This is a genomic window from Methylobacterium sp. 092160098-2 (assembly GCF_028920805.1).
Lineage (GTDB): Bacteria > Pseudomonadota > Alphaproteobacteria > Rhizobiales > Beijerinckiaceae > Methylobacterium > Methylobacterium fujisawaense.
The window spans coordinates 2,791,154-2,815,210 of record NZ_JAQPZJ010000001.1 but is presented as its reverse complement, the minus strand read 5'-3'; the positions used below and the strand labels follow the sequence as shown (position 1 = coordinate 2,815,210).

The following is a 24,057-nucleotide window of genomic DNA, read 5'->3' as shown; positions in this document are numbered from 1 at the left end:
GCCCGGCCCGTTTCCGCCCCGGACAGCGCCCCCTTCCGCTCGATCGGGCGACGGGTCCGCCGCCGCAGGCATGACCGACAGCGAATCCGAAGTTCCGGACATGAGCATCCGCCTATGAGCGCCAGTCCTGCCTTCACGCACCAGTCGCACGACCTCACGCACCTCGACCCGGTCTGGTCGCGGCTGCGCGCCGAGGCGGAGGATGTCCTGCGCACCGAGCCGCAGCTCGCCTCCTTCATCGTGGCGACGATCCTGAACCACACCACGCTGGAGGGCGCGGTCTCCCACCGGGTCGCCGCCCGGCTGGGGCATCCGTCGCTGCCGGCGGAACTCGTCGCCCACGCCTTCCATGAGGCGATCACGGTGGATCCGGACATCGGGCAGGCCTTCCGCGCCGATATCGGCGCGGTGATCGACCGGGATCCGGCGACACTCCGGGCGCTGGAACCGGTCCTCTACTTCAAGGGGTTCCACGCGCTCCAGGCTTACCGCCTCGCCCATCATGTCTGGAACCGCGGCCGGCGCGACCTCGCTCTCTACCTCCAGAGCCGGGTCTCGGAGGTGTTCCAGTGCGACATCCATCCGGCGGCGCGGATCGGGCGGGGCGTCTTCCTCGACCACGCCACGGGGCTTGTGGTCGGCTCGACCGCGGTGATCGAGGACGACGTGTCGATCCTCCACGCCGTGACGCTGGGCGGCACCGGCAAGCAGCGCGGCGACCGCCACCCCAAGATCCGCCGCGGCGTGATGATCGGCGCCGGCGCCAAGATCCTGGGCAATATCGAGGTCGGCGCCTGCGCCCGGGTGGCGGCCGGCTCGGTCGTGCTGCGACCGGTACCGCCCAACACCACGGTGGTCGGCGTGCCGGCGCGGGTGGTCGGCACCGCAGGCTGCGACGATCCCGCCCGGGCGATGGACCAGTTCGTCGCCTTGGACCAGTTCATCCACTTGGGCGACGGGATCTGAACCGCAACGCCGTCGCGCTTGCCGCTCCGCCCGAGGCGTGGCAAGCCCTCGGCCCATCCGCGGCGCCAGCGCCGCCAGGGGAGATCGATCAGCGTGACCAAAGCCGAGACCGCGAAGCTTCAGGACTATCTGCGCCGCAAGTTCGCGAACAACAACATCCGCCTCACGGCGATGAAGACCGGCGACTCCGCCGAGGTATTCATCGGCGAGGAATCGATCGGCGTGATCGCCGACGACAAGGAGGATGGCGACGATTCCTTCGTCTTCCGGATGGCAATCCTCGACATCGATCTCGAGGAAGAGGCCTAGCCGACGACGCGGCTGACCCCGCATCCCCGGTGGGGCTGCGCCGGCCCACACCTGTGCACGGATTAACGCTACCCAAGACTCGTGCTTAACAAGCGGTAAACGGCATGAGTACAGTGCGCGCAACCTGTATCAGGAGCGCGAATAATGGTCCTCACGCCCGCCGCCATCGAGTCGATCCGGACCCTGTGCATCGGACTGGCACTGTCCGGCTTGATCGCCAGCGCCTTCGAGCTGTTCGCAGCACGGCGGGCGAGCTTCAGCCTGCTGGAGCGGGGCGGCCTCCCGGCAGTGGCCGCCCTGCCGATGCTGGCCTTTTCGGCGCCGTTCATCATCCTGCGCAACACGGTGCGCGGCCGGCGGATCGAGGGCCGGCCGATGCCGTTCGTGATGCTGGCGACCATCGTCGCGTGCGGCTGGAGCCTGCTCTCGGGCCGGGTCGCCCTTGACCTCGCCGCGATGCTGGTCGGCGTCTGACCAGATTCAGGGCTCGGCGGTGGCCACCTGTGCGGTGCCGTCCTTGCCCTCGAGGGAGACCCAGGCCGGCCCGTCCTGTCCGGCCTGCTTGATGAAGCTGTAGCCGGTACGCCGCCAGGAGCGGATCGCGTCGGTCTTGTTGTCGAGAATGAAGTCGCCGCGATCGGTGCGAACCGTGAGCACCGCGTGGCCTTCGTTGGTCTCATCGATGACCACGGTCATCAGCAGGGCACGCCGCGGCAGGCCGCGCTCCACCAGCATCCGCCGTTTCAGCAACTGATAATCCTCGCAGTCACCGAAGCCGTCATCGGGAAAATCCCAGCGATCCACGACGCCCCAATGGGCCTGATCGGTGATGGGCTTGATGCGGGCGTTCACCCGACGGTTGACGCTCTGCAGGGTCCGCCACACCGCCATGGTGAGCGGGATCGCGTTGGGCTCGGCAATGTCGACCACGCATTCCTGGGGCGTCCGCGCGCAGAAATCCGTCCAGCCCGCGATGGCGCGCACCGACCCAGCCTGTTCGACGGCGGTCACCTGATCCGGAAGAACGAGCCGGGCATGGGCATGGGTCGTCGCGCCGCCCATCGTGAGGATCGCGCCCACCAGCGCGAAGCTCGCGGCTTGGCGCGCCCGGCGCACCGCATGAGCCCAGCCCCGCCATTGCAGGGCGCCGAACACCTGACACGAGATTCCGCCATCCGCGTGCCGCATGGCCCAAGCCCCCGCCGCCCGATGATGACGGAAGGGTGACACGACCACGTGCGACGCACAATGGGTCAGGGCGAGATGGATAACGCGCGTCGAGCCCTATCGGTTCCGATTTAAGAGATGTTTTCATCCGCAGAGCTGACCCGAAACACATGCACGGAGCGAATAGCCGCTCTGCGCCCCCTCCGAGGGTCTTGATTCAGGTCAGTTTTGCCGGCTTCTCAGGGCTGCTCACGCGCAGGATTCGCGGCGGGCCCGATCGAATTGCAAGAAGCCAGCCAGCCCGTCGCGGACGGGACTGCGCCTCAGGAAAGGACCCGCAATGCAGCCCGCCATCCAGCAGGTGATCAGAGCGCTCGCCGAGGATGGTCGGGCCGGCGCGATCAATATCGCGGAGCACGCGGTGGATTCCTATCTCGCCGATGCGCCGAGCGAGGGCGACAGGGCGCTGTCGCGGGACATCCTGGTGCGGGATCTCGCCAGCCTTCGCGGCGTCGCCCCCCATCTCGCTGCCTTCATCGGCCGGGTCGAGGCCTATGTGGCGAGCCTTGCCCAGCCGTCGCTGAGCCGGGCGGCCTGAGACGGATCAGCGGTTGGCGGTGGTGACCGGGGAGGTGACGCCGCCGAGCGAGACCCAGGCGACGGCGTCCTGGCTCTCGCGCTTGATGAACACGTAGCCGGTCTTGTGCCAGGGCAGGATCGCGTTGGTCTTGTTGTCGAGCACCAGGTCGCCCCGGTCGGTGATCAGGGTGAGCACCGCGTGGCCCTCGCCCTTCTCGTCGATCACCACGGTCATGCGCATCGCCCGCCGCGGCAGGCCGGCCTGGGCCAGCAGATGGCGCTTGAGCAGCTGGAAGTCCTCGCAGTCGCCGATGCCGTCCTCGGCCAGATCCCACCGGTCGGCCACGTGCAGGTGGTCCTGATCGGTCATCGGCTCGACCGCCTTGTTGACCCGCCGGTTCACCGACACGATCGTCGCCCAGGTCGCGGGCGTCAGGCTGATCCGGGCCGGTTCGCCCCGGTCGAGCGCGCATTCGGCCGCGTAGGTCTGGCAGAAGGTCACCCAGGCCGCGATCGGCTTGGCGTCGCCCAGCACCCGGGCATTGTCTTCCGTCGGCAGGCTCGCAAGCGTCTGCGCCTGGGCCGTGGCGGCGAGGCCGAGCAGCGTCGCTGCTCCGACCAGCATCCCCCGAACCGTCTTGAGAAGCCCCGCGCCCATCGAACCCGTCCCCGTTGTTGAGAACAGGATTGCGCCGCAGAGCCTCCGCGCCGCTGAAGCGGATGCGCGCAATTTTATCGATCGGCCGGCGCGGGCCGGCTGACATGCGGCAGCGTCGACGGGAGACTTGAGAAGCCTTGTAAATCGCGGGCTTCGGATTGGGGAAACGGAAACCTTGAGGGTTTGTCACCCGCCAACATGAAGTCTTGGCGGGGCGCCATCGTCGTGCGAGCGGAGCCCGGCAATCCCCTGGCGCCCCATCGGCCGGCGTCGCGCTGCCCCGGATCGCTTCGCTGGCGTGCGACGACGGCGTGGACGCGGTCAGCCCGCGGTCTGGTCGAGCTTGCGCTCCGCCTCACCCTTCAGTTCCGGGAAGTCCGCCTGCGTGTAGGCCCGGCCCCGGTGCGGATCCTCGGTGATGCCCTCGTGCTCCAGGCGGCGCAGTTGCACCCGCCGGATCTTGCCCGAGATCGTCTTGGGCAGGTCGGTGACGAATTCGAGGCCGCGCAGGCGCTTGAACGTCGCGAGCCGGGCATTGGTGAAGCGGAAGATGTCGAGCGCCGTCTCCGGCCCAGGCGTGGACCCCGCCACCAGGGACACGTAGGCCTTCGGGATGGTGTGGCGCATCGGATCGGGCACCGGCACCACCGCCGCCTCGGCCACGGCCGGATGCTCGATCAGCACGCTCTCGAGTTCGAAGGGGCTGATCCGGTAGCCCGACGACTTGAACACGTCGTCGGCACGTCCCACGAAGGTGTAACAGCCCTGATCGTCCACGAAGGCGACATCGCCGGTATGGTAGAGATCGCCGTCGGCTCCCGACAGATGGCCCTGGCCGTCGTCGTAACCCTGCATCAGGCCCGCGGGCCGGTACGCGCCGAGTTCCAGGCAGACCTCGCCCTCTGAGGCCGGATGTCCGTCGAGGTCGAGGACGCGCACCCGGTAGCCCGGCAGGGGCCGACCCAGGGCGCCCGGCACCACCGGCTGTCCCGGGGTGTTGGCCATGAGCGCCGTGGTCTCGGTCTGGCCGTAGCCGTCGCGGATCGTGAGGCCCCAGGCGCTCTTCACCCGCTCGATCACTTCGGGATTCAGGGGCTCGCCCGCCGCGCAGACCTCGCGCAGGGCGAGCCGCTTCCCGGTCAGATCCTCCTGGATGATCATCCGCCACACGGTCGGCGGCGCGCACAGCGTGGTGGCACCGGTGCGTTCCAGCTGCGCCAGCAGGGCGGCGGCGTTGAACGGCGCTTGATTGATCACCAGGATCGTCGCGCCGGCATTCCAGGGCGCGAAGAACGAGGACCAGGCGTGCTTCGCCCAGCCCGGCGAGGAGACGTTGCAATGCACGTCGCCGGGCTGGAGCCCGAGCCAGTACATCGTCGAGAGCGCTCCCACCGGGTAGGAACGGTGGCTGTGACGCACCAGCTTCGGCTTCGCTGTCGTGCCGGAGGTGAAGTAGAGGAGCATCGGGTCGTCGGCCCCGGTTGGCCCGTCCGGCGCGAAGGTCTCCGGGGCTCCGAACGCGTCGTCGTAGGCCGCCCAGCCCTCCGTCGCAGCCCCGGTGACGAGGCGGATGGCGCCGCCCGTGTCGAGGCCGGCGAACCGCGCGATCTGCTCCGGCCCGGCCACGATCGCCCGCGGGCGCCCGCGGGCGAGGCGGTCGGCCAGTTCGTCGGCGGTGAGCAGCGTGGTCGCCGGGATGACAACGGCGCCGAGCTTCATCGCCGCCAGCATGGTCTCCCACAGGGCCGGCACGTTGCCCAGCAGCAGGAGCAGGTGGTCGCCGCGCTTCAGGCCGAGCTGCCGCAGGTGGTTGGCCACCTGGTTGGAGCGGCGGGCGATCTCCCCGAAGGTGAGGCTCTGCTCGGCCCCGCTGCCGGCCTCGACGATCCGCAGGGCGGCCCGGTCGCGGCTCTCGGGACCGGCGAGGACGGCGTCGAACCAGTCGAGCGCCCAGTTGAACGGCACCGGATCCGGCCACGCGAAAGCCGAGACGGCAGCGCCATAATCGGTGCGATGGGCCAGCAGAAGGTCGCGGGCCTCCCGGAAGCTCGGCATGGTCGTTCCCCTCCCCGTCTTGTGGTCTTGGCGCCCCGACCCCATCGGCCGGGGCGGGCTGCGCTCAGGTATTCTCGAACCGAGGCGGCCGCTTCTCCACGAAGGCGGCCATGCCCTCCTTCTGGTCCTTGGTGGCGAACATGGCATGGAAGACCCGCCGCTCGAAGCGGATGCCCTCGGTCAGCGTGGTCTCGTAGGCGCGGTTGACCGCCTCCTTGGTCATCATGGCGATCGGCAGCGACATCGCCGCGATGGTCGCGGCCGCCGTCATGGCCTCGTCGAGGAGCCGGTCGGCGGCGATCACCCGCGAGACGAGGCCCGAACGCTCCGCCTCGGCGGCATCCATCATCCGGCCGGTCAGGCACATCTCCATGGCCTTGGCCTTGCCGACGAAGCGGGTGAGCCGCTGGCTGCCGCCGATTCCCGGCATCACCCCGAGCTTGATCTCGGGCTGACCGAACTGTGCGGTGTCGGCGGCCAGGATGATGTCGCACATCATGGCGAGCTCGCAGCCACCGCCCAGCGCGTACCCCGCCACCGCGGCGATGATCGGCGTGCGCACGGCGATGAAGCGGTCCCAGTCGGCGAACCGGTCGCCCGCGTACATCTCCGCGTAGGTGGCGTGCTGCATCTCCTTGATGTCGGCCCCGGCCGCGAAGGCCTTGGCCGAACCGGTGATGACGATGCAGCCGATATTCGGATCCGCATCGGCCTCGGTGGCCGCCCGGATCACCTCGCCGGTGAGCTGTGCGTTGATGGCGTTCAGCGCCTTCGGCCGGTTGAGGGTGATCAGAAGGACGCGCCCGCGCGTCTCCGTCAGGATCGTCTCGTACGCGTCGCTCACGACTCACCTCCCTGCCCGCGGAGCATATTGATGATCGCGGAAAAGTCCTCTCCCCCGTGACCGGCGCCCTCGAACAATCCGTAGACCTGCGCGGCCTCTGCGCCGAGGGGTGTCGCGGCGCCCGAGGCCAGGGCGGCGGCCTGGGCGAGCCGGAGATCCTTGAGCATCAGCGCCGCCGCGAAGCCCGGTTTGTAGCCGTTGTTGGCCGGCGAGGTCGGCACCGGGCCCGGAACCGGACAGTAGGTGGTCAGCGACCAGCACTGGCCCGACGAAACCGAGGCCACGTCGTAGAGCGCCTGGTGCGACAGGCCGAGCTTCTCGCCGAGCGCGAAGGCCTCGCTGACGCCGATCATCGAGATGCCGAGGATCATGTTGTTGCAGATCTTGGCCGCCTGCCCGGCGCCGGCCGCGCCGCAATGGAACACGTTCTTGCCCATCGCCTTCAGCAGCGGCTCGGCCTTCGCGAAGGCGGCCTCGGCGCCGCCGGCCATGAAAGTCAGCGTCCCGGCCTTGGCGCCGCCGGTCCCGCCGGAGACCGGCGCGTCCACCGACAGGCAGCCCTGCGCCTCCGCGAGGGCGTGGGCCTTGCGGGCGCTCTCGACGTCGACGGTGGAGGAATCGATCAGCAGCGTGCCGGCCGGCAGCGCTGCGGCGAGCTGCGTCCAGACCTCGACCACGTGCCGTCCGGCGGGCAGCATGGTGATGACCACGTCCGCGCCCTCGGCCGCCGCCAGGGCCGAGCCCGCAACGGTAATCCCCTCGGCGCGGGCGGCCTCGAGCGAGGCCGGGACAAGATCGAAGCCGCGCACCGTATGGCCCGCCTTCACGAGGTTGGCCGCCATGGGTCCGCCCATGTTGCCGAGACCGATGAACCCGATGGTCTGTGCCATCCCGTCCTCCCTGAGTTGTTTATCGCCTGTCCCACCCTCGCCCTCATCCTGAGGTGCCCGCGTCAGCGGGCCTCGAAGGAGGGCTCCAGAACACGCCGCAATCCCTGGAGCCCTTCTTCGAGGCCTCCGCTGCGCTCCGGCGCCTCAGGATGAGGGGATGAGTGGGAGAAGACGAAGCTTCATCACACCGCCCCAGTGCGCGATTCTGGAAAGACCGGCGCCGCCCGCTTCTCCAGCCAGCGGGCGATCCGGGCCGGATCGACCGCGTCGAGGCTCGGCGGGTTCCAGCGCGGGGTCTTGTCCTTGTCGATCACGGCGGCGCGGATGCCCTCGCGGAAATCGCCCTCGTCCAGCACCGCCAGGGACGCGTGGAACTCGCGTTCCAGGCAGGCCTCCAGGCTCGGCGCGCCGCGCCCGAGGCGCAGCAGGCAGAGCGTCAGGACGAGGCTCGACGGCGACTTCGTCAGCAGGATGTCGCGGGTCGCCGCCGCGAAATCCGAGCCGTCGGCCGCCAGCGCCGCCAGGATCTCGTCGACCATGTCGAAGGCGAAGCAGCGGTCGATCATGCTCCGGTGTGCGGCCAGGGGCGCCGGATCCGGTTCCCGGGCGAGACGCCCGATCAGGTCCCGCACGCCCGCGTCGCCGGCATCCGGCGCCAGGGCCGAGAGCGCGTCGAGGAGATCGGGAAGGGCCCGGGACGGCACCATCGCGTCGGCCAACCCGCACAGGATCGCGTCGGCGGCACCGACCGGCTCGCCGGTCAGGCCGAGATAGGTGCCGAGCTCGCCGGGCGCGCGGGGCAGGAGCCACGTGCCGCCGACATCCGGCAGATAGCCGATCCCGGTCTCCGGCATGGCGATGCGCGAGCGCTCGGTGACGATCCGGTGGGCGGCATGACCCGACAGGCCGACCCCGCCGCCCATGGTGATGCCGTCCATCACCGCCACGAAGGGCTTCTCGTACTGGGCGATGCGGGCGTCGAGGCGGTACTCGTCCCGCCAGAAGGATTCGGCGAAGGGCGTGCCGTCGCTCTCGTAGAGGCCGCGCAGGTCGCCGCCGGCGCACAGCCCCCGCTCCCCCTCCCCGGTGAGCAGCACCGCCGCGATGCCGGGATCGGCGGAGAACTCATCGAGGGCCCGATCGATCGTGCCGACCATGCCGTGGGTCAGGGCGTTCAGGGCCTTCGGGCGGTCGAGGCGCAGGCGCCCCAGGGCGCCGACCCGCTCGACGATCACGTCGGTCATCGGCGGTCTCCGGTCAGCGCGCGGGCGATGATCACCCGCATGATCTCGTTGGTGCCTTCGAGGATCTGGTGCACGCGCAGATCCCGGACGATCTTCTCCACCCCGTACTCGGCGAGGTAGCCGTAGCCGCCGTGGAGCTGGAGCGCGTCGTTCGCCACCGCGAAGGCCGCGTCGGTGACGTGGCGCTTGGCCATGGCGCAGAGCTGGGTGGCGGCGGGATCCTTGGCGTCGAGGGCGGAGGCCGCATGGCGCAGGAAGGTGCGCGAGACCTCCAGGCTGGTCGCCATGTCGGCAAGCCGGAACTGCAGGGCCTGGAAATCGGTGAGCTTCGCCCCGAAGGCGCGCCGGTCGCCCATATAGGCGAGCGCCTTGTCGAGGGCCGCCTGGGCGCCCCCGAGGGAGCAGGCGGCGATGTTGAGCCGCCCGCCGTCGAGGCCGCTCATGGCGATGCGGAACCCCTGGCCCTCGGCGCCCAGGCGGTTGGCCACCGGCACGCGGCAGCAGTCGAAGCGTACGGCGCGGGTCGGCTGGGCGTTCCAGCCCATCTTGCGCTCGTCGGCGCCGAAGGAGAGGCCGGGCGTCCCCTTCTCCACCACGATGGCCGAGATGCCCGAAGGGCCGGCCTCGCCGGTGCGGACCATGCAGACGTAGAGGTCGCTGGCACCGGCCCCCGAGATGAACTGCTTCTCGCCGGTGAGGACGTAATGGTCGCCGTCGCGCTCGGCGCGGGTGCGGAGCGCCGCCGCGTCGGAGCCCGAGCCCGGCTCGGTGAGGCAGTAGCTGGCGATCCGCTCCATCCCCATCAGGGATGGGATCCAGCGCCGGCGCTGGTCGTCGTCGCCGTAGGCGTCGATCATCCAGGCGCACATGTTGTGGATCGACAGGAACGCCGCCACGGTCGGGCAGCCGGTGCTGAGCGCCTCGAAGATCAGGGTCGCGTCGAAGCGGGAGAGGCCGGAGCCGCCGAGATCCTCGCTGACGTAGATTCCCGCCATGCCGAGGGCGGCGGCCGCCCGCAGCGTCTCGACCGGGAAGGTCTTGTCGCGGTCCCAGTCGAGGGCGTGGGGGGCGATGTGCTCGGCTGCGAAGCCCTGCGCCATCTCGCGGATCGCGATCCGGTCCTCGTCGAGCCCGAAACTCATTGGGCACTTCCTCTCGTTCGCCACCCAACTGCACGGGGCTCGCACATCCGCTGCCACGATGCGCGACGTGCCCCCTCTCCCGTGCGGGAGAGGGTTGGAGTGAGGGATCAGGTCTTTCCGGAGAGTCCCCGCCCCTCACCCTGTCCCTCTCCCGCACGGGAGAGGGACCCGCGCCCCATCCTTGGACCGTCGCGGCCTACCGCATCGTCGGGATCGAGAATTCCGCCCCGCTCTTGATGCCGCTCGGCCAGCGCTGCGTCACGGTCTTGGTCTTCGTATAGAAGCGGATCGAGTCCGGCCCGTGCTGGTTCAGGTCGCCGAAGCCCGAGCGCTTCCAGCCGCCGAAGGTGTGGTAGGCGATCGGGACCGGGATCGGCACGTTGACGCCGACCATGCCGACATTGACCCGGGCGGTGAAGTCCCGGGCCGCGTCGCCGTCCTGGGTGAAGATCGCGACGCCGTTGCCGTACTGGTGGGTCGAGGGCAGCGCCAGCGCCTCCTCGTAATCCTTCGCCCGAACCACCGAGAGCACCGGGCCGAAGATCTCTTCCTTGTAGATGGTCATGTCGGGGGTCACGCGGTCGAACAGCGAGCCGCCCATGTAGAAGCCGTTCTCGTAGCCCTGGAGCTTGAAGCCGCGGCCGTCGACCACGAGCTCGGCGCCCTCGGAGACGCCCTGGTCGATGTAGCCCGCGACCTTCCGGACCGCCTCGGCGGTGACCAGCGGGCCGTAATCGGCCGAGCCGTCATGCGACGGGCCGATCTTGAGCGACTCGACCCGCGGGATCAGCTTCTCCATCAGCCGGTCGGCAGTCTTCTCGCCCACCGGCACCGCCACCGAGATCGCCATGCAGCGCTCGCCGGCCGAGCCGTAGCCGGCGCCGATCAGCGCGTCGACCGCCTGGCCCATGTCGGCGTCCGGCATGATGATCATGTGGTTCTTGGCGCCGCCGAAGCACTGCGCACGCTTCCCCGTCTCGGCGGCGCGCACGTAGATGTACTCGGCGATGTGCGACGAGCCGACGAAGCCCACCGCCTTGATGTCCTCATCATCCAAAATCGCGTCGACCGCTTCCTTGTCGCCGTTGACGACGTTGAGGATGCCGGGCGGCAGGCCCGCCTCCAGGAAGATCTCGGCGATGCGGATCGGCACGCTCGGGTCGCGCTCGGACGGCTTCAGGATGAAGGCGTTGCCGCAGGCGATGGCCGGGGCGCATTTCCACAGCGGGATCATGGCCGGGAAGTTGAACGGCGTGATGCCGGCGACGACGCCCAGCGGCTGGCGCAGGGAGTAGACGTCGATGCCGGGCCCGGCGCCCTCCGTGTACTCGCCCTTGAGCAGGTGCGGGATGCCGCAGGCGAACTCCACCACCTCGACGCCGCGCTGGATGTCGCCCTTGGCGTCCGGCACGGTCTTGCCGTGCTCGGAGGCGAGAAGCTCAGCCAGGGAATCGTTCTCGGCGCGGATCAGCTCCAGGAAGCGCATCATCACCCGGGCGCGCTTCTGCGGGTTGGTGGCCGCCCAGGCCGGCTGGGCCGCCGCCGCGTTCTCGACGGCGGCGCGCATCTCGGCCTTGCTGGCCAGCGCCACCTTGGCCTGGACCTCGCCGGTCGAGGGATGGAACACGTCGGCGAACCGCCCGCTCTCGCCGTCGACAGCCCGGCCGCCGATGAAGTGCCCGATCGTGCGCATGCGCGCCTCCCTGTGATGATGCGTTTGATTTTGATGCACCCTAACAGGATCCCTTGAGCGATAAAGCCGGATGCGCTTACAGCCGTCGTGCATCGATGCACAGCGGGAGTGCGGCCATGGCCAGGACGGGGCCCAACTGGGACGACCTGCGCTTCTTCCTCGCGGTGGCGCGGACCGGGACCCTGAGCGCCGCCGGAGCACGCACCGGCACCGAGCACACCACGGTCGGCCGGCGGATCCGCGCCCTGGAGGAGGGTCTCGGCGCCCGCCTGTTCCATCGCAGCAATCTCGGCTACGCGCTCACCGAGGACGGGGCGAACCTGCTGGGCGTCGCCGAGGCCATGGAGAGCGCGTTCCTGTCGGCGAGCGCCGCCACGGGGGCGGCCCAGGCGGTCTCCGGCACGGTGCGGATCGGCGCGCCGGACGGCTTCGGCAGCGTGTTCCTCGCCCCCCGGATGCACCGGCTCACCGCCCGCCATCCGGGGCTGGAGGTGGAGATCATGGCCACCGCCCGGATCTTCAGCCTGTCCAAGCGCGAGGCCGACATCGTGATCAGCCTCTCCGGCCCGCAGCAGGCCCGGGTGGTGGCACGCCGGCTCACCGATTACCGGCTGTTCGTCTACGCGGCCGAATCCTACCGCGCGGCCGCGCCGCCGATCGCCGAACTCGCGGACCTGCCGGCCCATCCGTTCGTCGGCTACATCGAAGACATGCTGTTCACCCGCGAGTTGAACTACCTCGGGGCGCTCGGCCCCGCGGTCTCGGCGCGGCTGCGCTCGACCAACCTCCTGGCCCAGGTCCACGCGACGCTCGGCGGAGCCGGCCTGTGCATCCTGCCTGCCTTCATCGCGGCGGCGCATCCCGGCCTCGTGCCGGTGCTGCCGGAGGCGGTCTCGCTGACGCGCTCGTTCCACATGCACATCCACGAGGACCACCGGAAGGCGGCCCATATCCGCGCCGTGGCGGGGTTCATCGCCGGAGAGGTGAAGGCCGCGGGGGCGCTGTTCGCCGGGCCGGCGGTGTAAGCCGGGACGGTTTCGCGGAATCCGCCGGCGCCGTAAGATCGGCCGGCTCCGGCAGGTCAGGTCACGCGCCGGGTGGAAGGATCAAGAGATGGTCGCCTCGATCGCCCTGCCCCGGCTGATGCGCGTCGGCGCCGGCGCCTCGCGGCTCCTGCCGGAGGTGCTCGGCCAGCTCGGCCTGTCGCGGCCCTTCGTGGTCACCGACCCCTACCTCGCTGGCAGCGGACGCACCGACACGCTGCTGGAACGGCTGACCAGGGCGGGCGCCAAGGCGACGATCTTCTCCGAGACCGTGCCGGACCCGACCGTCGCCTCCGTGGAGGCGGCGCTCGCCGCCCTGCAGGCGGGCGACTTCGACTGCGTGGTCGGCTTCGGCGGCGGCAGCCCGATGGACACCGCCAAGGCGGTGGCGGTGCTCGCCCGCCACGGCGGCCACATGCGCGACTACAAGGCGCCCCGTCAGCAGGACGAGCCCGGCCTGCCGATCGTGGCGATCCCCACCACCGCGGGCACCGGCTCGGAGGCCACCCGCTTCACCATCGTGACCGACGAGGCCTCCGACGAGAAGATGCTGTGCATCGGACTCGCCTACCTGCCGGTGGCGGCGCTGGTGGATTACGAGCTGACGCTCACCAAGCCCAAGCGGCTCACGGCGGATACCGGCATCGACGCGCTGACCCATGCCATCGAGGCCTACGTCTCGCGCAAGGCGAACATGTTCTCGGACGGGCTGGCACTTCAGGCGATGGGCCTGATCGCCCCGAACCTGCGGCGGGTCTGGACCGATCCGGGCGATCGGGCGGCCCGGGAGGCGATGATGCTCGGGGCCACCCAGGCGGGCATCGCCTTCTCGAACGCCTCGGTGGCGCTGGTCCACGGCATGAGCCGGCCGATCGGGGCACATTTCCACGTGGCCCACGGGCTCTCGAACGCGATGCTGCTGCCGGCGGTCACGGCCTTCTCGGCCCCGGCCGCCATCGACCGCTACGCGGCCTGCGCCCGCGCCATGAAGATCGCCGGGCCGGACACCGACGACCGGTCCGCGGTCTCGGCCCTGGTGTCGGAACTGGAGGCGCTCAACGACGACCTCGACGTGCCGGGGCCGCAGGAATACGGGATCGACCCGGCCCGCTGGGAGGCGCTGCTTCCCACCATGGCGGCCCAGGCGCTGGCCTCCGGCTCCCCGGCCAACAACCCGCTGGAGCCCAGCGCCGACGAGATCGTGGCGCTGTACCGGCGCGTCTGGGCGGGGTGAGAGGGTTCGTTGCGAGCGCCAAGGCGGCGCGAGGCCGGTGATCCGAGCGCCGCCTTGGCGCTCGGATCGGCTCGCACAGCGCGGTGTTCGACGAGTCCTAAACCCTACTTCGCCGCCGTCAGCGGGCAGCCGCTCTCGGCCGGGGACGCGAAGGCCTCCTTGCCGGGGATCGTGGCGAGCTGCCGGTAGAGATCCCACGGGCCCTTCGACTCGGCCGGCTTCTTGACCTCGAACAGGTACATGTCGTGCACCATGCGGCCGTTCGGTTGGACGATCCCGCCATGGGCGAAGACGTCGTCCACCGGCAGCGCCTTGAGCTTGGCGTTGACCGCATCCGTCTCGTCGGTGCCGGCCGCCTTGACGGCCTTCAGGTAGGACAGGACCGCCGAGTAGGTGCCGGCCTGGATCATGTTGGGCATCCGGCCGGTGCGCTTCATGTAGCGCTGGCCGAAGGCCCGGGTCTCGTCGTTGGCGTCCCAGTACCAGCCCTCGGTGAGCGTCAGGCCCTGCGCGACCTTCAGGCCGAGCCCGTGCACCTCCGAGAGGGTGAACAGCAGGGCCGCGAGCTTCTGGCCGCCTTCGACGATGCCGTATTCCGCGGCCTGCTTGATCGCGTTCGAGGTGTCGAGCCCCGCATTGGCGAGCCCGATCACCTTGGCCTTCGAGCCCTGCGCCTGGAGCAGGAAGGACGAGAAGTCCTGGTTCGAGAGCGGGTGCCGGACGCTGCCCAGCACCTTGCCGCCGTTGGCGAGCACCACCTTGCTGGTGTCGGCCTCCAGCGCCGAGCCGAAGGCGTAGTCGGCGGTGAGGAAGAACCACGTGTCGCCGCCCGCCCGGGTCAGCGCGCCGCCGGTGCCCACCGCCAGCGCCCGCGTGTCGAAGGCCCAGTGATAGCCGTAGGGCGTGCAGGCCTTGCCGGTGAGGTCGCTGGTGGCCGCTCCGGTGGTGATGGTGATCTTCTTCTTTTCCCTGGACAGGCCCTGGACCGCCAGCGCCACCGAGGACGTGGTCAGCTCCATGATCGCGTCGACATTGTCGCGGTCGTACCATTGCCGGGCGATCGCCGAGGCGATGTCGGGCTTGTTCTGGTGGTCGGACGAGAGGATCTCGATCGGCACGCTGCCGATCTTGCCGCCCATGTCCTCCACCGCCATGCGGGCGGCCTCGACCGAGCCCTGACCGCCATACTCGGCGTAGAGGCCGGATTGATCGTTGAGGATGCCGATCCGGACCGCATTGTCCGAGAAGGTCCCCTGCGCGGCCGCCGGTACGGAGCCGAGTGCGGTCCCCGCGAGGGCAGCCGCCAAAACCGCGCTGCCGAATGTCCTGATCATGTTTCCCCCCGGTTCGCCCGAGCGCCCGCTTCTGAGGCGGTTCCGGTGGCACGATAGGTCACGAAGCGGTGATGCACCACGGCCGAGTTCGGGCGGATGCTGAAGGATCCTGCGGATTGTGACGCGCTTCTCGGGCGCCCCGTTTCCGGACCGGCGACAACGCCAGAGGTTATAATACCTTAACCATAATTACACGAATCCCCGCGCAGGTTCGGGTCATGGACGGCAATTCGGCCGTCTCCGGCGCGTGGCGATGCGATGAACCCAGCCCGTTTCGCCGTCCTCGGTATCGCCCTCGCGGCGGGAACCGGGGCGGCTTTCCTGATGAGCGGCGGCGATCCGCCACCGCCGCCTCCGCCGCCGAAGGCCGAGGCGCCGCCGCAACCGATGACCGACGTGCTCGTGGCCGCCATCGACATGCCCATGGGTCAGGTTCTCCGGGCGGCGGATCTGCGCTGGCAACCCTGGCCGGACAGCGCCGTGACGGCAGGCTACGTGACCCGCAAGATCAACCCCAAGGCCCTCGAGGAGACCGTGGGCGCCTCGGTGCGCGCAGGCTTCCTGGCGGGCGAGCCGATCCGCGCGCAGAAGCTCGTGCGCCCGGAGAGCGGATTCATGGCGGCGATCCTGCCGGCCGGCATGCGCGCCGTCGCCATCGTCACCGACAGCCGCGGCACCAACTCGGCCGGCGGCTTCATCCTCCCGAACGACCGCGTCGACGTGATCCGCACGTTCCGCGACGAGTCCAATTCGCGGGCCAACAACAGCGACGTGCAGCTCTCCCAGACGATCCTGACCGACATCCGCGTCCTCGCGATCGGGCAGCTGGTCCAGGAGAAGAACGGCACCAACGTGGTGACCGGCGAGACCGCGACGCTGGCCGTCACGCCCGCGCAGGCCGAGACCCTGGCGCTGGCCCAGAAGGTCGGCGCCCTCACCCTTTCGCTGCGCAGCCTCGCCGATGCCGGGCGGCCGCCCGAAGCCACGCCGCTGGCCGATGCGTCCGTGGCGCAGATGCCCGAACCCGCCTTGACCGTGGTGCGCTTCGGCGTCGCGCGGCAGCAGACGCCGTGATCGCCATGACCGCTCCGTCCCCCCACCCGCGCCCGATGGGCCGCCCCGCCGGCCGCGCGGCTGGCGCCCTCGCCCTGCTGACCGTCCTGTCCGGACCGGCCCCCGCGCAGGACCGCCAGACCTTCGGTCCCGCGCCGATCCTGACGGTCGGCGCCGCGGAATCCGCCTCGACCCGGCGTGTCGAGCTGACCGCCGGCCGCTCCGTGATCGTCGACCTGCCGCGGGACGCCAAGGAGGTGTTCGTGGCCAACCCCGCCGTGGCCAACGCCGTGGTTCGCTCGACCCGCAAGGTCTTCGTGATCGGCATGGCCGACGGCGCGACCTCGATCTTCATCATGGATGCCGAGGGCCGCCAGATCGCCGCCCTCGACGTGTCGGTGGCGCGGGATCTCAACCTCGGGACCCTGCGCGAGTTGCTCGGCCAGAGCATCCCGGGCGGGCGCTTCGACGTGCGCTCCTCGGGGGCCTCGGTGCTGCTCTCGGGGTCGGTGAATTCCTCCGCGGACGCGCAGCAGGCGATCGACATCGCCAATGCGTTCGTGGGGCTGGGCGGCGGGGGCGCGGCGGGGGCCGCGGGGGCACCGAGCGGCGGTGTCACCGCGGGCGCGCGCGGCGCCGTGATCAACAACCTCACGATCCGCAACAAGGACCAGGTGATGCTCCGCGTCACCGTTGTGGAGGTGTCGCGCAACGTCCTGAAGCAGTTCGGGATCAACATGACCGGCAACTGGTCGGCGCTGAACCCGCTCGGTTCCGCGACGTCACCGGCGCTGATCAACAACCTGCCGTTCCCGATCAACCCATCGGCTCCGAGCGGCAACCAGATCCAGGCCTCGATCCAGTCGGGCGGTTTCTCGCTCCAGGCGACCCTGAAGGCCTTCGAGCAGGCGGGCGTCTCGCGGATCCTGGCCGAGCCGACGCTCACCGCCATCTCCGGGGAGGCCGCGAAGTTTCTGGCCGGCGGCGAGTTCCCGGTGCCATCCTCGGCTGCCTGCACGGTGGGCGGCGTGTGCACCCCCGGCATCACCTACAAGCCCTACGGCGTCGCCCTGTCGTTCACGCCGGTGGTGCTCGCCGACAACCGCATCTCGATCCGCGTCGCAACGGACGTGACCGAGATCGATCCACAGCAGAACTTCACCTACGTCGTCGGGAACAACTCGGTCGCGGTGCCGGGCACCCGGGTGCGGCGCTCCGAGACCACCGTCGAGCTGCCCTCGGGCGGCGTGATGATGACCGCCGGCCTGATCCAGCAGGTGAACAAGCAGGCGATCTCCGGCCTGCCCGGCCTGATCAATCTTCCGATCCTCGGCGCGCTGTTCCGCTCCCGCGACTACCAGCGCCAGGAGACGGAGCTGATGATCATGTGCACCCCCTACATCGCCCGGACGATGGAACCGAAGCAGGTGAGCCGGCCGGACGACAACTTCGTCGATTCCACCGACGGCCAGGCGGTGCTGCTCGGCCAGATCAACCGGCTCTACGGCAAGGTCGCCTCCCCCGGGGCGGCCGCCGCGCCGCCGCTCGGACGCACCTATCGCGGCCGCGTCGGCTTCATCGTCGAGTAGCGCCCCGCGTCACCGCCGCGCCCCAGGATCGGAACCATGACCGGACGTCCCCCGCCCACCCTGCCGCGCCGCGCCGCGAGCCTGCTCGCCGCCTGCGCGCTGGGCGCCCTCGCGGCGGCCTGCAAGAGCGATCCCGCCACCACCGGCGGGATCGACGTGACGGATTACCGCGCACGCCACCCGATCGTCCTGACGGACGGGGCCCGCAACCTCGACGTGTTCCCCACCGGCGTGGGGCATCTGGATCCGCGCCAGGCGGCCGATGTCGATGCCTTCATGCTCGAATACCGCCGGTACGGCCGCGGCGCCCTGCTGATGGAGGTTCCGCAGGGCGTCCCGCCCAACCAAGTGGCCGCCGTCCAGCGGACCGCCTCGGTGCTCGGCCGGTTCGGGACGCAGAACGGCATCGGCGTCCGCGAGATCACCGTCACCGGCTACGTGGTCACCGCCCCGACCCTCGCCGCGCCGATCCGGCTGAGCTTCCAGCGCATGCAGGCCAAGGTATCCGACGCCTGCGGCCTCTGGCCTCAGGATCTCGGGACCCGAAGCTTCGCCTACGATTACAGCAACCAGCCGAGCTGGAACCTGGGCTGCGCCACGCAGTCTAACGTCGCCGCCCAGGTCGCAGATCCGGTCGACCTCGTGCGCGGCCGCCCCGAGGGTCGGATCGATACGGTCAAGCGCGTCCGGGACATCGGGCAATTGCGGGACGGCAAGGATCCGTCAACCACATGGCGGCAAGATGGGCAGACCGCCGTGAAGTCCCAAGTCACCAACTGAGACAGCCGGCGTTGGGACGGGCAGCCCCGCCGCTCCCCGACGCCGCGCCCCGAACGCGAACCCGAAAGCGCCGTCATGGCAGACCTGTCCGAGACGAGCGAGCGCACGATCGCCCCGGTGCCCCGGATCACCATCCAGGCATTCTGCGAGACCGGCGAGACCGCCGCGATGATCGAGGGCGCAGCCCTCGACCGGCGCATGCAGAAGGCGCAGGTCAAGGTCCGGATGGGCGGCGGCGCCGCCGCGATCGAGGCCTATCGGCACGCGCCGACGCCCAACGTCATCATCATCGAGATCCAAGGCGCGCGCTCCAAGCCGATCGAGTGCCTCGATGCCCTCGCCGAGGTCTGCGACGAGGGCACCCGCGTCGTGGTGATCGGCCACCTCAACGACGTGATGCTCTACCGGCAGTTGATCCAGCGCGGGGTGTCCGACTACCTCATGGTGCCGGTCGAGCCCCTGACGCTGATCGCGGCGATCTCCGACCTGTTCACCGCTCCGGGCGTCAAGCCGGTGGGGCGGACCGTGGCGGTCTACGGCGTGAAAGGCGGCATCGGCGCCTCCACGGTGGCGCACAATTTCGCGTGGTCGGTTGCCCGGAACCAAGGCGTCCAGACGGTGATCGCCGATCTCGACATCGCCTTCGGCACCGCCTCGCTGAACTTCAACCAAGATCCGCCGCAGGGCATCGCCGAAGCGGTCTTCGCCCCCGAGCGGCTGGATTCCGCCCTGGTGGAGCGGCTGCTGTCCAAGTGCAGCGACAACCTGAGCCTGCTCTCGGCGCCGGCGAGCCTCGACCGGACCATCGACCTGTCCGAGCCGGCCTTCGACGCGCTGATCGAGCACATGCGGGCGAGCGTACCCTGCGTGGTCCTGGACATCCCGCATCAGTGGAACGCGTGGTCGAAGCGCATCCTGACCGCGGCCGACGAGATCCTGATCGTGGCCGGTCCCGATCTCGCCTGCCTGCGCAACGCCAAGAACCTTCTCGGCGCGCTGAAGCACGGGCGCCCGAACGACCAGCCGCCCCGCGTCCTGCTGAACGGCGTCGGCGTACCGAAGCGGCCCGAGATCGGCACAGCCGAGTTCGCCAAGGCCCTGGAGACCCCGGTCGCCCTGTCGATCCCGTTCGAGCCGACGCTGTTCGGCACCGCCGCCAATAACGGCCAGATGATCGCCGAGATCCAGGCCGGATCGAAGGTGGCGGAGCTGTTCAACGATCTGGCCGCCATGACCCTCGGGCGTCCGGAGAGCCGGCGGGGACGTCCGAGCCTGCTCGAGCCGCTGCTCGCCAAGCTCGCCGGCCGCAAGGCATCCTGATGCGGATACGATCCTTCGTCCCACGGGCTCCGCAGGTCAGCGTCGGAGGGCTGACCCATGTTCGGTAGGCGACACGCCGGCGGCACGTCGGTGGCCCCCCCGCCGATACCGCAGGCCCGGACCCCGGCGCCGGCCACGCCGGTCCTGCGCGATGCGGCGGCTCCGGTCGCGCGTCCGGCACCGGTGGCGCCGGTCGTCGTCGAGACCGCGCGGTCCGAGGATTATTACCGCACGAAGAGTCTGATCTTCGGCGCCCTGATCGAGGCGATCGACCTGACGCAGCTCTCGCGCCTCGATGCCGAGACGGCGCGCGAGGAGATCCGCGACATCGTCACGGAGATCATCGGGCTCAAGAACATCGTCCTGTCGATCTCCGAGCAGGAGGAGCTGCTCGACGACATCTGCAACGACGTCCTCGGCTACGGCCCGCTGGAACCGCTGCTCGCCCGCGACGACATCGCCGACATCATGGTCAACGGCGCCCACCGGACCTTCATCGAGGTCGGCGGCAAGATCCAGCTGACCAGCGTCCGGTTCCGCGACAACCAGCAGTTGATGAACATCTGCCAGCGGATCGTCAGCCAGGTGGGCCGGCGCGTCGACGACGCCTCGCCGATCTGCGACGCGCGCCTGCCGGACGGGTCCCGCGTCAACGTCATCGCGCCGCCGCTGGCCATCGACGGCCCGGCGCTCACCATCCGCAAGTTCAAGAAGGACAAGCTGACCCTGGAGCAGCTCGTCCGCTTCGGGGCGATCTCGCCCGAGGGCGCCGAAGTTCTCAAGATCATCGGCCAGTCGCGCTGCAACGTGGTCATCTCGGGCGGCACGGGCTCGGGCAAGACCACGCTGCTGAACTGCCTGACCGCCTTCATCGAGCACGACGAGCGGGTGATCACCTGCGAGGACGCGGCCGAGCTGCAGCTCCAGCAGCCCCATGTGGTCCGCCTGGAGACGCGGCCGCCCAACATGGAGGGCCAGGGCCAGGTCACCATGCGCGATCTCGTCAAGAACTGCCTGCGCATGCGGCCGGAGCGGATCATCGTCGGCGAGGTGCGCGGACCGGAAGCCTTCGACCTGCTCCAGGCGATGAACACCGGTCACGACGGCTCGATGGGCACGCTCCACGCCAACAGCCCGCGCGAATGCCTGTCGCGTATCGAGTCGATGATCTCGATGGGCGGGTTCACCCTGCCGTCGCGGACCCTGCGCGAGATGATCTGCGGCTCGATCGACGTGGTGATCCAGGCCATGCGCCTGCGCGACGGCTCGCGGCGCATCACCCACATCACCGAGGTGCTCGGGATGGAGGGCGACGTCATCACCACGCAGGACGTCTTCCTCTACGACATCGTCGGGGAGGACGCGAACGGCAAGCTGATCGGGCGCCACCGCTCCACCGGCGTCGGCCGGCCGAAATTCTGGGAGCGGGCCCGCTACTACGGCCTGGAACAGCGGCTCGGCGAGGCGCTCGACGCCGCCGAGATCATCGACAGGAGCTGAGCGCATGCCGGACCTGCCCGCCGCGGCCGCCGGCGCCTCCAACCTGCCGCTCGCCGCGGGCCTCATCGGCATCGCGGTCGCGGCGGTCGCCTACGTGGCTGTCCTGCCCCTGCTCGGCGGCGAGCGCCGGGCGAACAAGCGTCTGAAGTCGATCAGCGTCTCCGCCTCCGGCGCGGCGACCCGGGGCGTCGCGGTCAACCGGCGCGAGCAGGTCGCCAAGACGCTGAGCGAGATCGAGGCGAAGGCCAAGGGCGCCTCGAAGGCCAGCGTGGAGCTGAAGCTCGCCCGCGCCGGCCTCGGATGGACGAAGCGGACCTTCTATACGATCTCGGCCGCCAGCGGCGGCGTCCTCGGGTTGCTGATCTTCGTCATCACCGACAATGCCCTCGCGGCGCTCGGGGCCGCTTTCGCGGGGGGCTTCGGCCTGCCGGCGTGGCTGCTGCGCCACCTGCGGCTCAAGCGCATCGCGAAGTTCAACAAGGAGCTGCCCAACGCCGTGGACGTGGTGGTCCGCGGCATCCGAACCGGCATCCCGGTGGGCGACTGCTTCCGCATGGTCTCGCGCGAGGCCGAGGAGCCGGTGCGCAGCGAGTTCCGGACCGTCGTGGAGACCCAGGCCATGGGCCTGTCGCTCGGCGAGGCGTGCACGCGGCTGTTCGAGCGGGTGCCCACCGCCGAGGTGAACTTCTTCGCCATCGTGATCAACATCCAGCAGCAGTCGGGCGGCAACCTGTCGGAGGCGCTGAACAACCTGTCCACGGTGCTGCGCGACCGCGCCAAGATGCGCGGCAAGGTCCAGGCGATGAGCATGGAGGCCAAGGCCTCCGCCTCGATCATCGCCTGCCTGCCCTTCGCGGTGGCGGGCATCACCGCCCTGACGAGCCCCGACTACATCTCGCTGCTCTGGACGACCGATACCGGTAAGGTCGCCCTGGTCGGCGCGGCGATCTGGATGTCCATCGGCATCTTCACGATCAAGAAGATGATCGCGTTCGAGTTCTAGGCGCGGTGCGCCCTCTGCCGGATACCGCCCGATGATCGAAGACATTGCCGAGAAGCTGTTCGATCCCCGCTTCATGGGCACGCTCCTGACCGCGGTCGCGGCGGCGGCGACCGCCTACGCGGTGGCGCAGCCCTTCCTGGAAACCGACAAGCTCAGCAAGCGGATGAAGCTCGTCAGCGACGAGCGCGAGCAGATCCGGCGGCGCGAGCGGGTGAAGGCGGACGGGCCGGCGACCCGGGCCACGCTGCGCGTGGAGCCGAAGGCCTACATGAAGTCCATCGTCGAGCGGTACCGGCTGCGCCGCTGGCTCGGCACCGACACGGCCAAGCGCATGCTGATGCAGGCAGGCTATCGCGGCCCGGGGTCGGAGACGGCGTTCCTGTTCTTCCGGTTCGTCGTGCCGCTCGCCTCGGTGATCGCGGCCCTGTTCTACCTGTTCGTGCTCGAGGTTCTGGATTCGTCCTACCTCGTGCGGTTCGGGCTGGTGGTCGGCGCGGCCTATGCCGGCATCAAGGCGCCGGAGCTGTTCCTGGTCAACGCCGCCAAGAAGCGCCAGACCGAGATCCGAAAGGCGTGGCCGGACGCCCTCGATCTCACGCTGATCTGCGTGGAATCCGGCATGGCGATCGAGAACGCCTTCCGGAAGGTCAGCACCGAGATCGCCACCTCCTCGGTCGTGCTGGCCGAGGAACTCGCCCTGATGACCGCCGAGATGTCGTTTCTGCCCGACCGGCGGCAGGCCTACGAGAATCTCGTGCTGCGCACCGGCCTCGAGCCGGTGAAATCCGTCGCCACCGCGCTGATCCAGGCGGAGCGCTACGGCACGCCGGTGGGACAGGCGCTGCGGGTGCTGAGCCAGGAGAGTCGCGACCTGCGCATGAACGAGGCCGAGAAAAAGGCGGCCGCCTTGCCGCCCAAACTCACCGTGCCGATGATCTTGTTCTTCCTGCCCGTGCTGTTCGTGGTCATCATCACCCCCGCCGTCATCCAGGTCATGCGGACACAGTGACGGCCGGGACGAAGAGACGCTTCGCTCAGCGGATGCGGCCGGGCCGGGTCGGCTCGAACACGATGCGGCGGTGATAGGCGCACCAGCTCTTGCCGTCGGACACGGGTGCCCCGCAACAGACGGCTCGGTCGTTCGGCTCACCGATAATGTACTTGCACACGAAGGCTCCGGACTGCGCGAAGGGCACGCGCAGGTCGGCCGACGGCTCCTCGACGGTCTCGGCGTCGCCAATCTGGGACATACGGACGAGTTGATTCATGGCGTTGATCGGCTCAATAAGTATCCTGCTCGGTGGATCATGCACCCCGGCAGACAAGGGAAGTTTGAACGCGTCTCGTTCAGGCGACGGACCCGGCGCGCATCCGCAAGCGGGGCGCCCGGGTCGGCCAACACGATGCCGGCCGGACGACCGACGCGATTGGCGTCATTATGTTGTCGTAACTGGGGTTACGGCTCTTTAAAACAAGACCAGCCTGCGTCGGGTGCATCGGACCACGGTGCGGGATGCGTAGCTCGGCGCATTCGCGCATCGCTTCGATTGGCATTGGCCGGGCCTGACGAATCCGCCGGACGCTCGCCTCCGAGCCTGTCCCGGGCGTGCAACGCGGTGCGACCTGTGGTTCTGTGAGCCTGCAACGCGAACAG

General features: G+C 69.7%; 23 protein-coding genes. 13 read left to right on the top strand and 10 right to left on the bottom strand.

Going from position 1 to position 24,057, the window contains the following annotated elements; translation table 11 throughout:
* Window positions 1-114: 114 nt before the first annotated feature.
* From cysE to PQI07_RS13270, 3 genes are all read left to right on the top strand, one after another.
* Complete coding sequence (cysE, locus tag PQI07_RS13280) at window positions 115-966, top strand: serine O-acetyltransferase (RefSeq protein WP_043388169.1); 852 nt, start codon at window positions 115-117, stop codon at window positions 964-966.
* Window positions 967-1,059: 93 nt separating this feature from the next.
* Entirely contained in the window at window positions 1,060-1,275 is a 216-nt protein-coding gene (locus PQI07_RS13275) for a DUF3126 family protein (protein WP_007565940.1), read from the top strand.
* A 144-nt stretch (window positions 1,276-1,419) separates the two neighbouring features.
* The gene (locus PQI07_RS13270; RefSeq protein ID WP_043358025.1) at window positions 1,420-1,749 is read left to right on the top strand and encodes a DUF6949 family protein; all 330 of its coding nucleotides are present in this window, start codon (window positions 1,420-1,422) and stop codon (window positions 1,747-1,749) included.
* Window positions 1,750-1,755: 6 nt separating this feature from the next.
* Here PQI07_RS13270 and PQI07_RS13265 read toward each other — a convergent pair whose 3' ends face one another.
* Window positions 1,756-2,463 (bottom strand): transglutaminase-like cysteine peptidase, encoded by a 708-nt coding sequence (locus PQI07_RS13265; RefSeq protein ID WP_051976324.1) that lies wholly within the window; start codon window positions 2,461-2,463, stop codon window positions 1,756-1,758.
* A gap of 319 nt (window positions 2,464-2,782) precedes the next feature.
* On the opposite strand from PQI07_RS13265, the gene PQI07_RS13260 reads away from it, so the two are divergent.
* Entirely contained in the window at window positions 2,783-3,040 is a 258-nt protein-coding gene (locus PQI07_RS13260) for a hypothetical protein (RefSeq protein ID WP_043358027.1), read from the top strand.
* 6 nt (window positions 3,041-3,046) lie between these two features.
* Here PQI07_RS13260 and PQI07_RS13255 read toward each other — a convergent pair whose 3' ends face one another.
* From PQI07_RS13255 to PQI07_RS13225, 7 genes are all read right to left on the bottom strand, one after another.
* Window positions 3,047-3,679 carry a transglutaminase-like cysteine peptidase gene (locus tag PQI07_RS13255; RefSeq protein WP_274926765.1) on the bottom strand — a complete coding sequence of 211 codons (633 nt, stop codon included), beginning with the start codon at window positions 3,677-3,679 and terminating at the stop codon, window positions 3,047-3,049.
* 321 nt (window positions 3,680-4,000) lie between these two features.
* Complete coding sequence (locus tag PQI07_RS13250) at window positions 4,001-5,734, bottom strand: AMP-binding protein (RefSeq protein ID WP_182592807.1); 1,734 nt, start codon at window positions 5,732-5,734, stop codon at window positions 4,001-4,003.
* A 64-nt stretch (window positions 5,735-5,798) separates the two neighbouring features.
* Window positions 5,799-6,578: an enoyl-CoA hydratase gene (locus tag PQI07_RS13245; RefSeq protein ID WP_043385729.1), complete on the bottom strand. Its 780-nt coding sequence runs from the start codon at window positions 6,576-6,578 to the stop codon at window positions 5,799-5,801.
* Window positions 6,575-7,468 carry a 3-hydroxyisobutyrate dehydrogenase gene (mmsB, locus tag PQI07_RS13240; protein WP_043347509.1) on the bottom strand — a complete coding sequence of 298 codons (894 nt, stop codon included), beginning with the start codon at window positions 7,466-7,468 and terminating at the stop codon, window positions 6,575-6,577. Before mmsB ends, PQI07_RS13245 begins: the two co-directional genes overlap by 4 nt.
* 182 nt (window positions 7,469-7,650) lie before the next feature.
* On the bottom strand, window positions 7,651-8,712 hold the full coding sequence (locus PQI07_RS13235; RefSeq protein WP_053609918.1) for an enoyl-CoA hydratase/isomerase family protein: 1,062 nt from the start codon (window positions 8,710-8,712) through the stop codon (window positions 7,651-7,653).
* Window positions 8,709-9,854 carry an isobutyryl-CoA dehydrogenase gene (locus PQI07_RS13230; protein ID WP_274926764.1) on the bottom strand — a complete coding sequence of 382 codons (1,146 nt, stop codon included), beginning with the start codon at window positions 9,852-9,854 and terminating at the stop codon, window positions 8,709-8,711. Before PQI07_RS13230 ends, PQI07_RS13235 begins: the two co-directional genes overlap by 4 nt.
* Window positions 9,855-10,050: 196 nt before the next feature.
* Window positions 10,051-11,547, bottom strand: coding sequence for a CoA-acylating methylmalonate-semialdehyde dehydrogenase (locus PQI07_RS13225; RefSeq protein WP_274926763.1), 1,497 nt, complete (start codon window positions 11,545-11,547; stop codon window positions 10,051-10,053).
* A 116-nt stretch (window positions 11,548-11,663) separates the two neighbouring features.
* Between PQI07_RS13225 and PQI07_RS13220 the strand changes: the two genes are divergently transcribed.
* Both PQI07_RS13220 and PQI07_RS13215 read left to right on the top strand, forming a co-directional pair.
* Entirely contained in the window at window positions 11,664-12,572 is a 909-nt protein-coding gene (locus tag PQI07_RS13220) for a LysR family transcriptional regulator (RefSeq protein WP_274926762.1), read from the top strand.
* An 88-nt stretch (window positions 12,573-12,660) separates the two neighbouring features.
* Window positions 12,661-13,824, top strand: a complete 1,164-nt coding sequence (locus tag PQI07_RS13215; protein WP_179697174.1) for an iron-containing alcohol dehydrogenase — start codon at window positions 12,661-12,663, stop codon at window positions 13,822-13,824.
* A gap of 104 nt (window positions 13,825-13,928) precedes the next feature.
* Here PQI07_RS13215 and PQI07_RS13210 read toward each other — a convergent pair whose 3' ends face one another.
* A complete protein-coding gene (locus PQI07_RS13210; protein WP_043385708.1) occupies window positions 13,929-15,158 on the bottom strand; it encodes an ABC transporter substrate-binding protein in 1,230 nt (409 codons plus the stop codon).
* A 258-nt stretch (window positions 15,159-15,416) separates the two neighbouring features.
* Here PQI07_RS13210 and cpaB point away from each other — a divergent pair, with 258 nt between their 5' ends.
* From cpaB to PQI07_RS13175, 7 genes are all read left to right on the top strand, one after another.
* On the top strand, window positions 15,417-16,232 hold the full coding sequence (gene cpaB, locus PQI07_RS13205; protein WP_043349290.1) for a Flp pilus assembly protein CpaB: 816 nt from the start codon (window positions 15,417-15,419) through the stop codon (window positions 16,230-16,232).
* Window positions 16,233-16,237: 5 nt separating this feature from the next.
* Window positions 16,238-17,800, top strand: a complete 1,563-nt coding sequence (locus tag PQI07_RS13200) for a type II and III secretion system protein family protein (RefSeq protein ID WP_391526965.1) — start codon at window positions 16,238-16,240, stop codon at window positions 17,798-17,800.
* 36 nt (window positions 17,801-17,836) lie between these two features.
* A complete protein-coding gene (locus PQI07_RS13195) occupies window positions 17,837-18,580 on the top strand; it encodes a CpaD family pilus assembly protein (RefSeq protein WP_051044735.1) in 744 nt (247 codons plus the stop codon).
* A 75-nt stretch (window positions 18,581-18,655) separates the two neighbouring features.
* The gene (locus PQI07_RS13190; protein ID WP_043349286.1) at window positions 18,656-19,900 is read left to right on the top strand and encodes a CpaE/TadZ family protein; all 1,245 of its coding nucleotides are present in this window, start codon (window positions 18,656-18,658) and stop codon (window positions 19,898-19,900) included.
* A gap of 57 nt (window positions 19,901-19,957) precedes the next feature.
* Window positions 19,958-21,400: a TadA family conjugal transfer-associated ATPase gene (locus PQI07_RS13185; protein WP_274926761.1), complete on the top strand. Its 1,443-nt coding sequence runs from the start codon at window positions 19,958-19,960 to the stop codon at window positions 21,398-21,400.
* A gap of 4 nt (window positions 21,401-21,404) precedes the next feature.
* Window positions 21,405-22,403, top strand: a complete 999-nt coding sequence (locus PQI07_RS13180) for a type II secretion system F family protein (protein WP_043385699.1) — start codon at window positions 21,405-21,407, stop codon at window positions 22,401-22,403.
* A gap of 31 nt (window positions 22,404-22,434) precedes the next feature.
* Window positions 22,435-23,412: a type II secretion system F family protein gene (locus PQI07_RS13175; protein WP_274926760.1), complete on the top strand. Its 978-nt coding sequence runs from the start codon at window positions 22,435-22,437 to the stop codon at window positions 23,410-23,412.
* A gap of 25 nt (window positions 23,413-23,437) precedes the next feature.
* Here the strand turns inward: PQI07_RS13175 and PQI07_RS13170 are convergent, their stop codons facing one another.
* Complete coding sequence (locus PQI07_RS13170) at window positions 23,438-23,671, bottom strand: GcrA family cell cycle regulator (RefSeq protein WP_020095642.1); 234 nt, start codon at window positions 23,669-23,671, stop codon at window positions 23,438-23,440.
* Window positions 23,672-24,057: the final 386 nt, after the last annotated feature.

Coding starts and splice junctions, on each gene's coding strand:
- cysE (WP_043388169.1), top strand. CDS start 115: ATGAGCGCCAGTCCTGCCTTCACGCACCAGTCGCACGACCTCACGCAC.
- PQI07_RS13270 (WP_043358025.1), top strand. CDS start 1,420: ATGGTCCTCACGCCCGCCGCCATCGAGTCGATCCGGACCCTGTGCATC.
- PQI07_RS13265 (WP_051976324.1), bottom strand. CDS start 2,463: ATGCGGCACGCGGATGGCGGAATCTCGTGTCAGGTGTTCGGCGCCCTG.
- PQI07_RS13260 (WP_043358027.1), top strand. CDS start 2,783: ATGCAGCCCGCCATCCAGCAGGTGATCAGAGCGCTCGCCGAGGATGGT.
- PQI07_RS13255 (WP_274926765.1), bottom strand. CDS start 3,679: ATGGGCGCGGGGCTTCTCAAGACGGTTCGGGGGATGCTGGTCGGAGCA.
- PQI07_RS13250 (WP_182592807.1), bottom strand. CDS start 5,734: ATGCCGAGCTTCCGGGAGGCCCGCGACCTTCTGCTGGCCCATCGCACC.
- mmsB (WP_043347509.1), bottom strand. CDS start 7,468: ATGGCACAGACCATCGGGTTCATCGGTCTCGGCAACATGGGCGGACCC.
- PQI07_RS13235 (WP_053609918.1), bottom strand. CDS start 8,712: ATGACCGACGTGATCGTCGAGCGGGTCGGCGCCCTGGGGCGCCTGCGC.
- PQI07_RS13230 (WP_274926764.1), bottom strand. CDS start 9,854: ATGAGTTTCGGGCTCGACGAGGACCGGATCGCGATCCGCGAGATGGCG.
- PQI07_RS13225 (WP_274926763.1), bottom strand. CDS start 11,547: ATGCGCACGATCGGGCACTTCATCGGCGGCCGGGCTGTCGACGGCGAG.
- PQI07_RS13220 (WP_274926762.1), top strand. CDS start 11,664: ATGGCCAGGACGGGGCCCAACTGGGACGACCTGCGCTTCTTCCTCGCG.
- PQI07_RS13215 (WP_179697174.1), top strand. CDS start 12,661: ATGGTCGCCTCGATCGCCCTGCCCCGGCTGATGCGCGTCGGCGCCGGC.
- PQI07_RS13210 (WP_043385708.1), bottom strand. CDS start 15,158: ATGATCAGGACATTCGGCAGCGCGGTTTTGGCGGCTGCCCTCGCGGGG.
- cpaB (WP_043349290.1), top strand. CDS start 15,417: ATGAACCCAGCCCGTTTCGCCGTCCTCGGTATCGCCCTCGCGGCGGGA.
- PQI07_RS13200 (WP_391526965.1), top strand. CDS start 16,238: ATGACCGCTCCGTCCCCCCACCCGCGCCCGATGGGCCGCCCCGCCGGC.
- PQI07_RS13195 (WP_051044735.1), top strand. CDS start 17,837: ATGACCGGACGTCCCCCGCCCACCCTGCCGCGCCGCGCCGCGAGCCTG.
- PQI07_RS13190 (WP_043349286.1), top strand. CDS start 18,656: ATGGCAGACCTGTCCGAGACGAGCGAGCGCACGATCGCCCCGGTGCCC.
- PQI07_RS13185 (WP_274926761.1), top strand. CDS start 19,958: ATGTTCGGTAGGCGACACGCCGGCGGCACGTCGGTGGCCCCCCCGCCG.
- PQI07_RS13180 (WP_043385699.1), top strand. CDS start 21,405: ATGCCGGACCTGCCCGCCGCGGCCGCCGGCGCCTCCAACCTGCCGCTC.
- PQI07_RS13175 (WP_274926760.1), top strand. CDS start 22,435: ATGATCGAAGACATTGCCGAGAAGCTGTTCGATCCCCGCTTCATGGGC.
- PQI07_RS13170 (WP_020095642.1), bottom strand. CDS start 23,671: ATGAATCAACTCGTCCGTATGTCCCAGATTGGCGACGCCGAGACCGTC.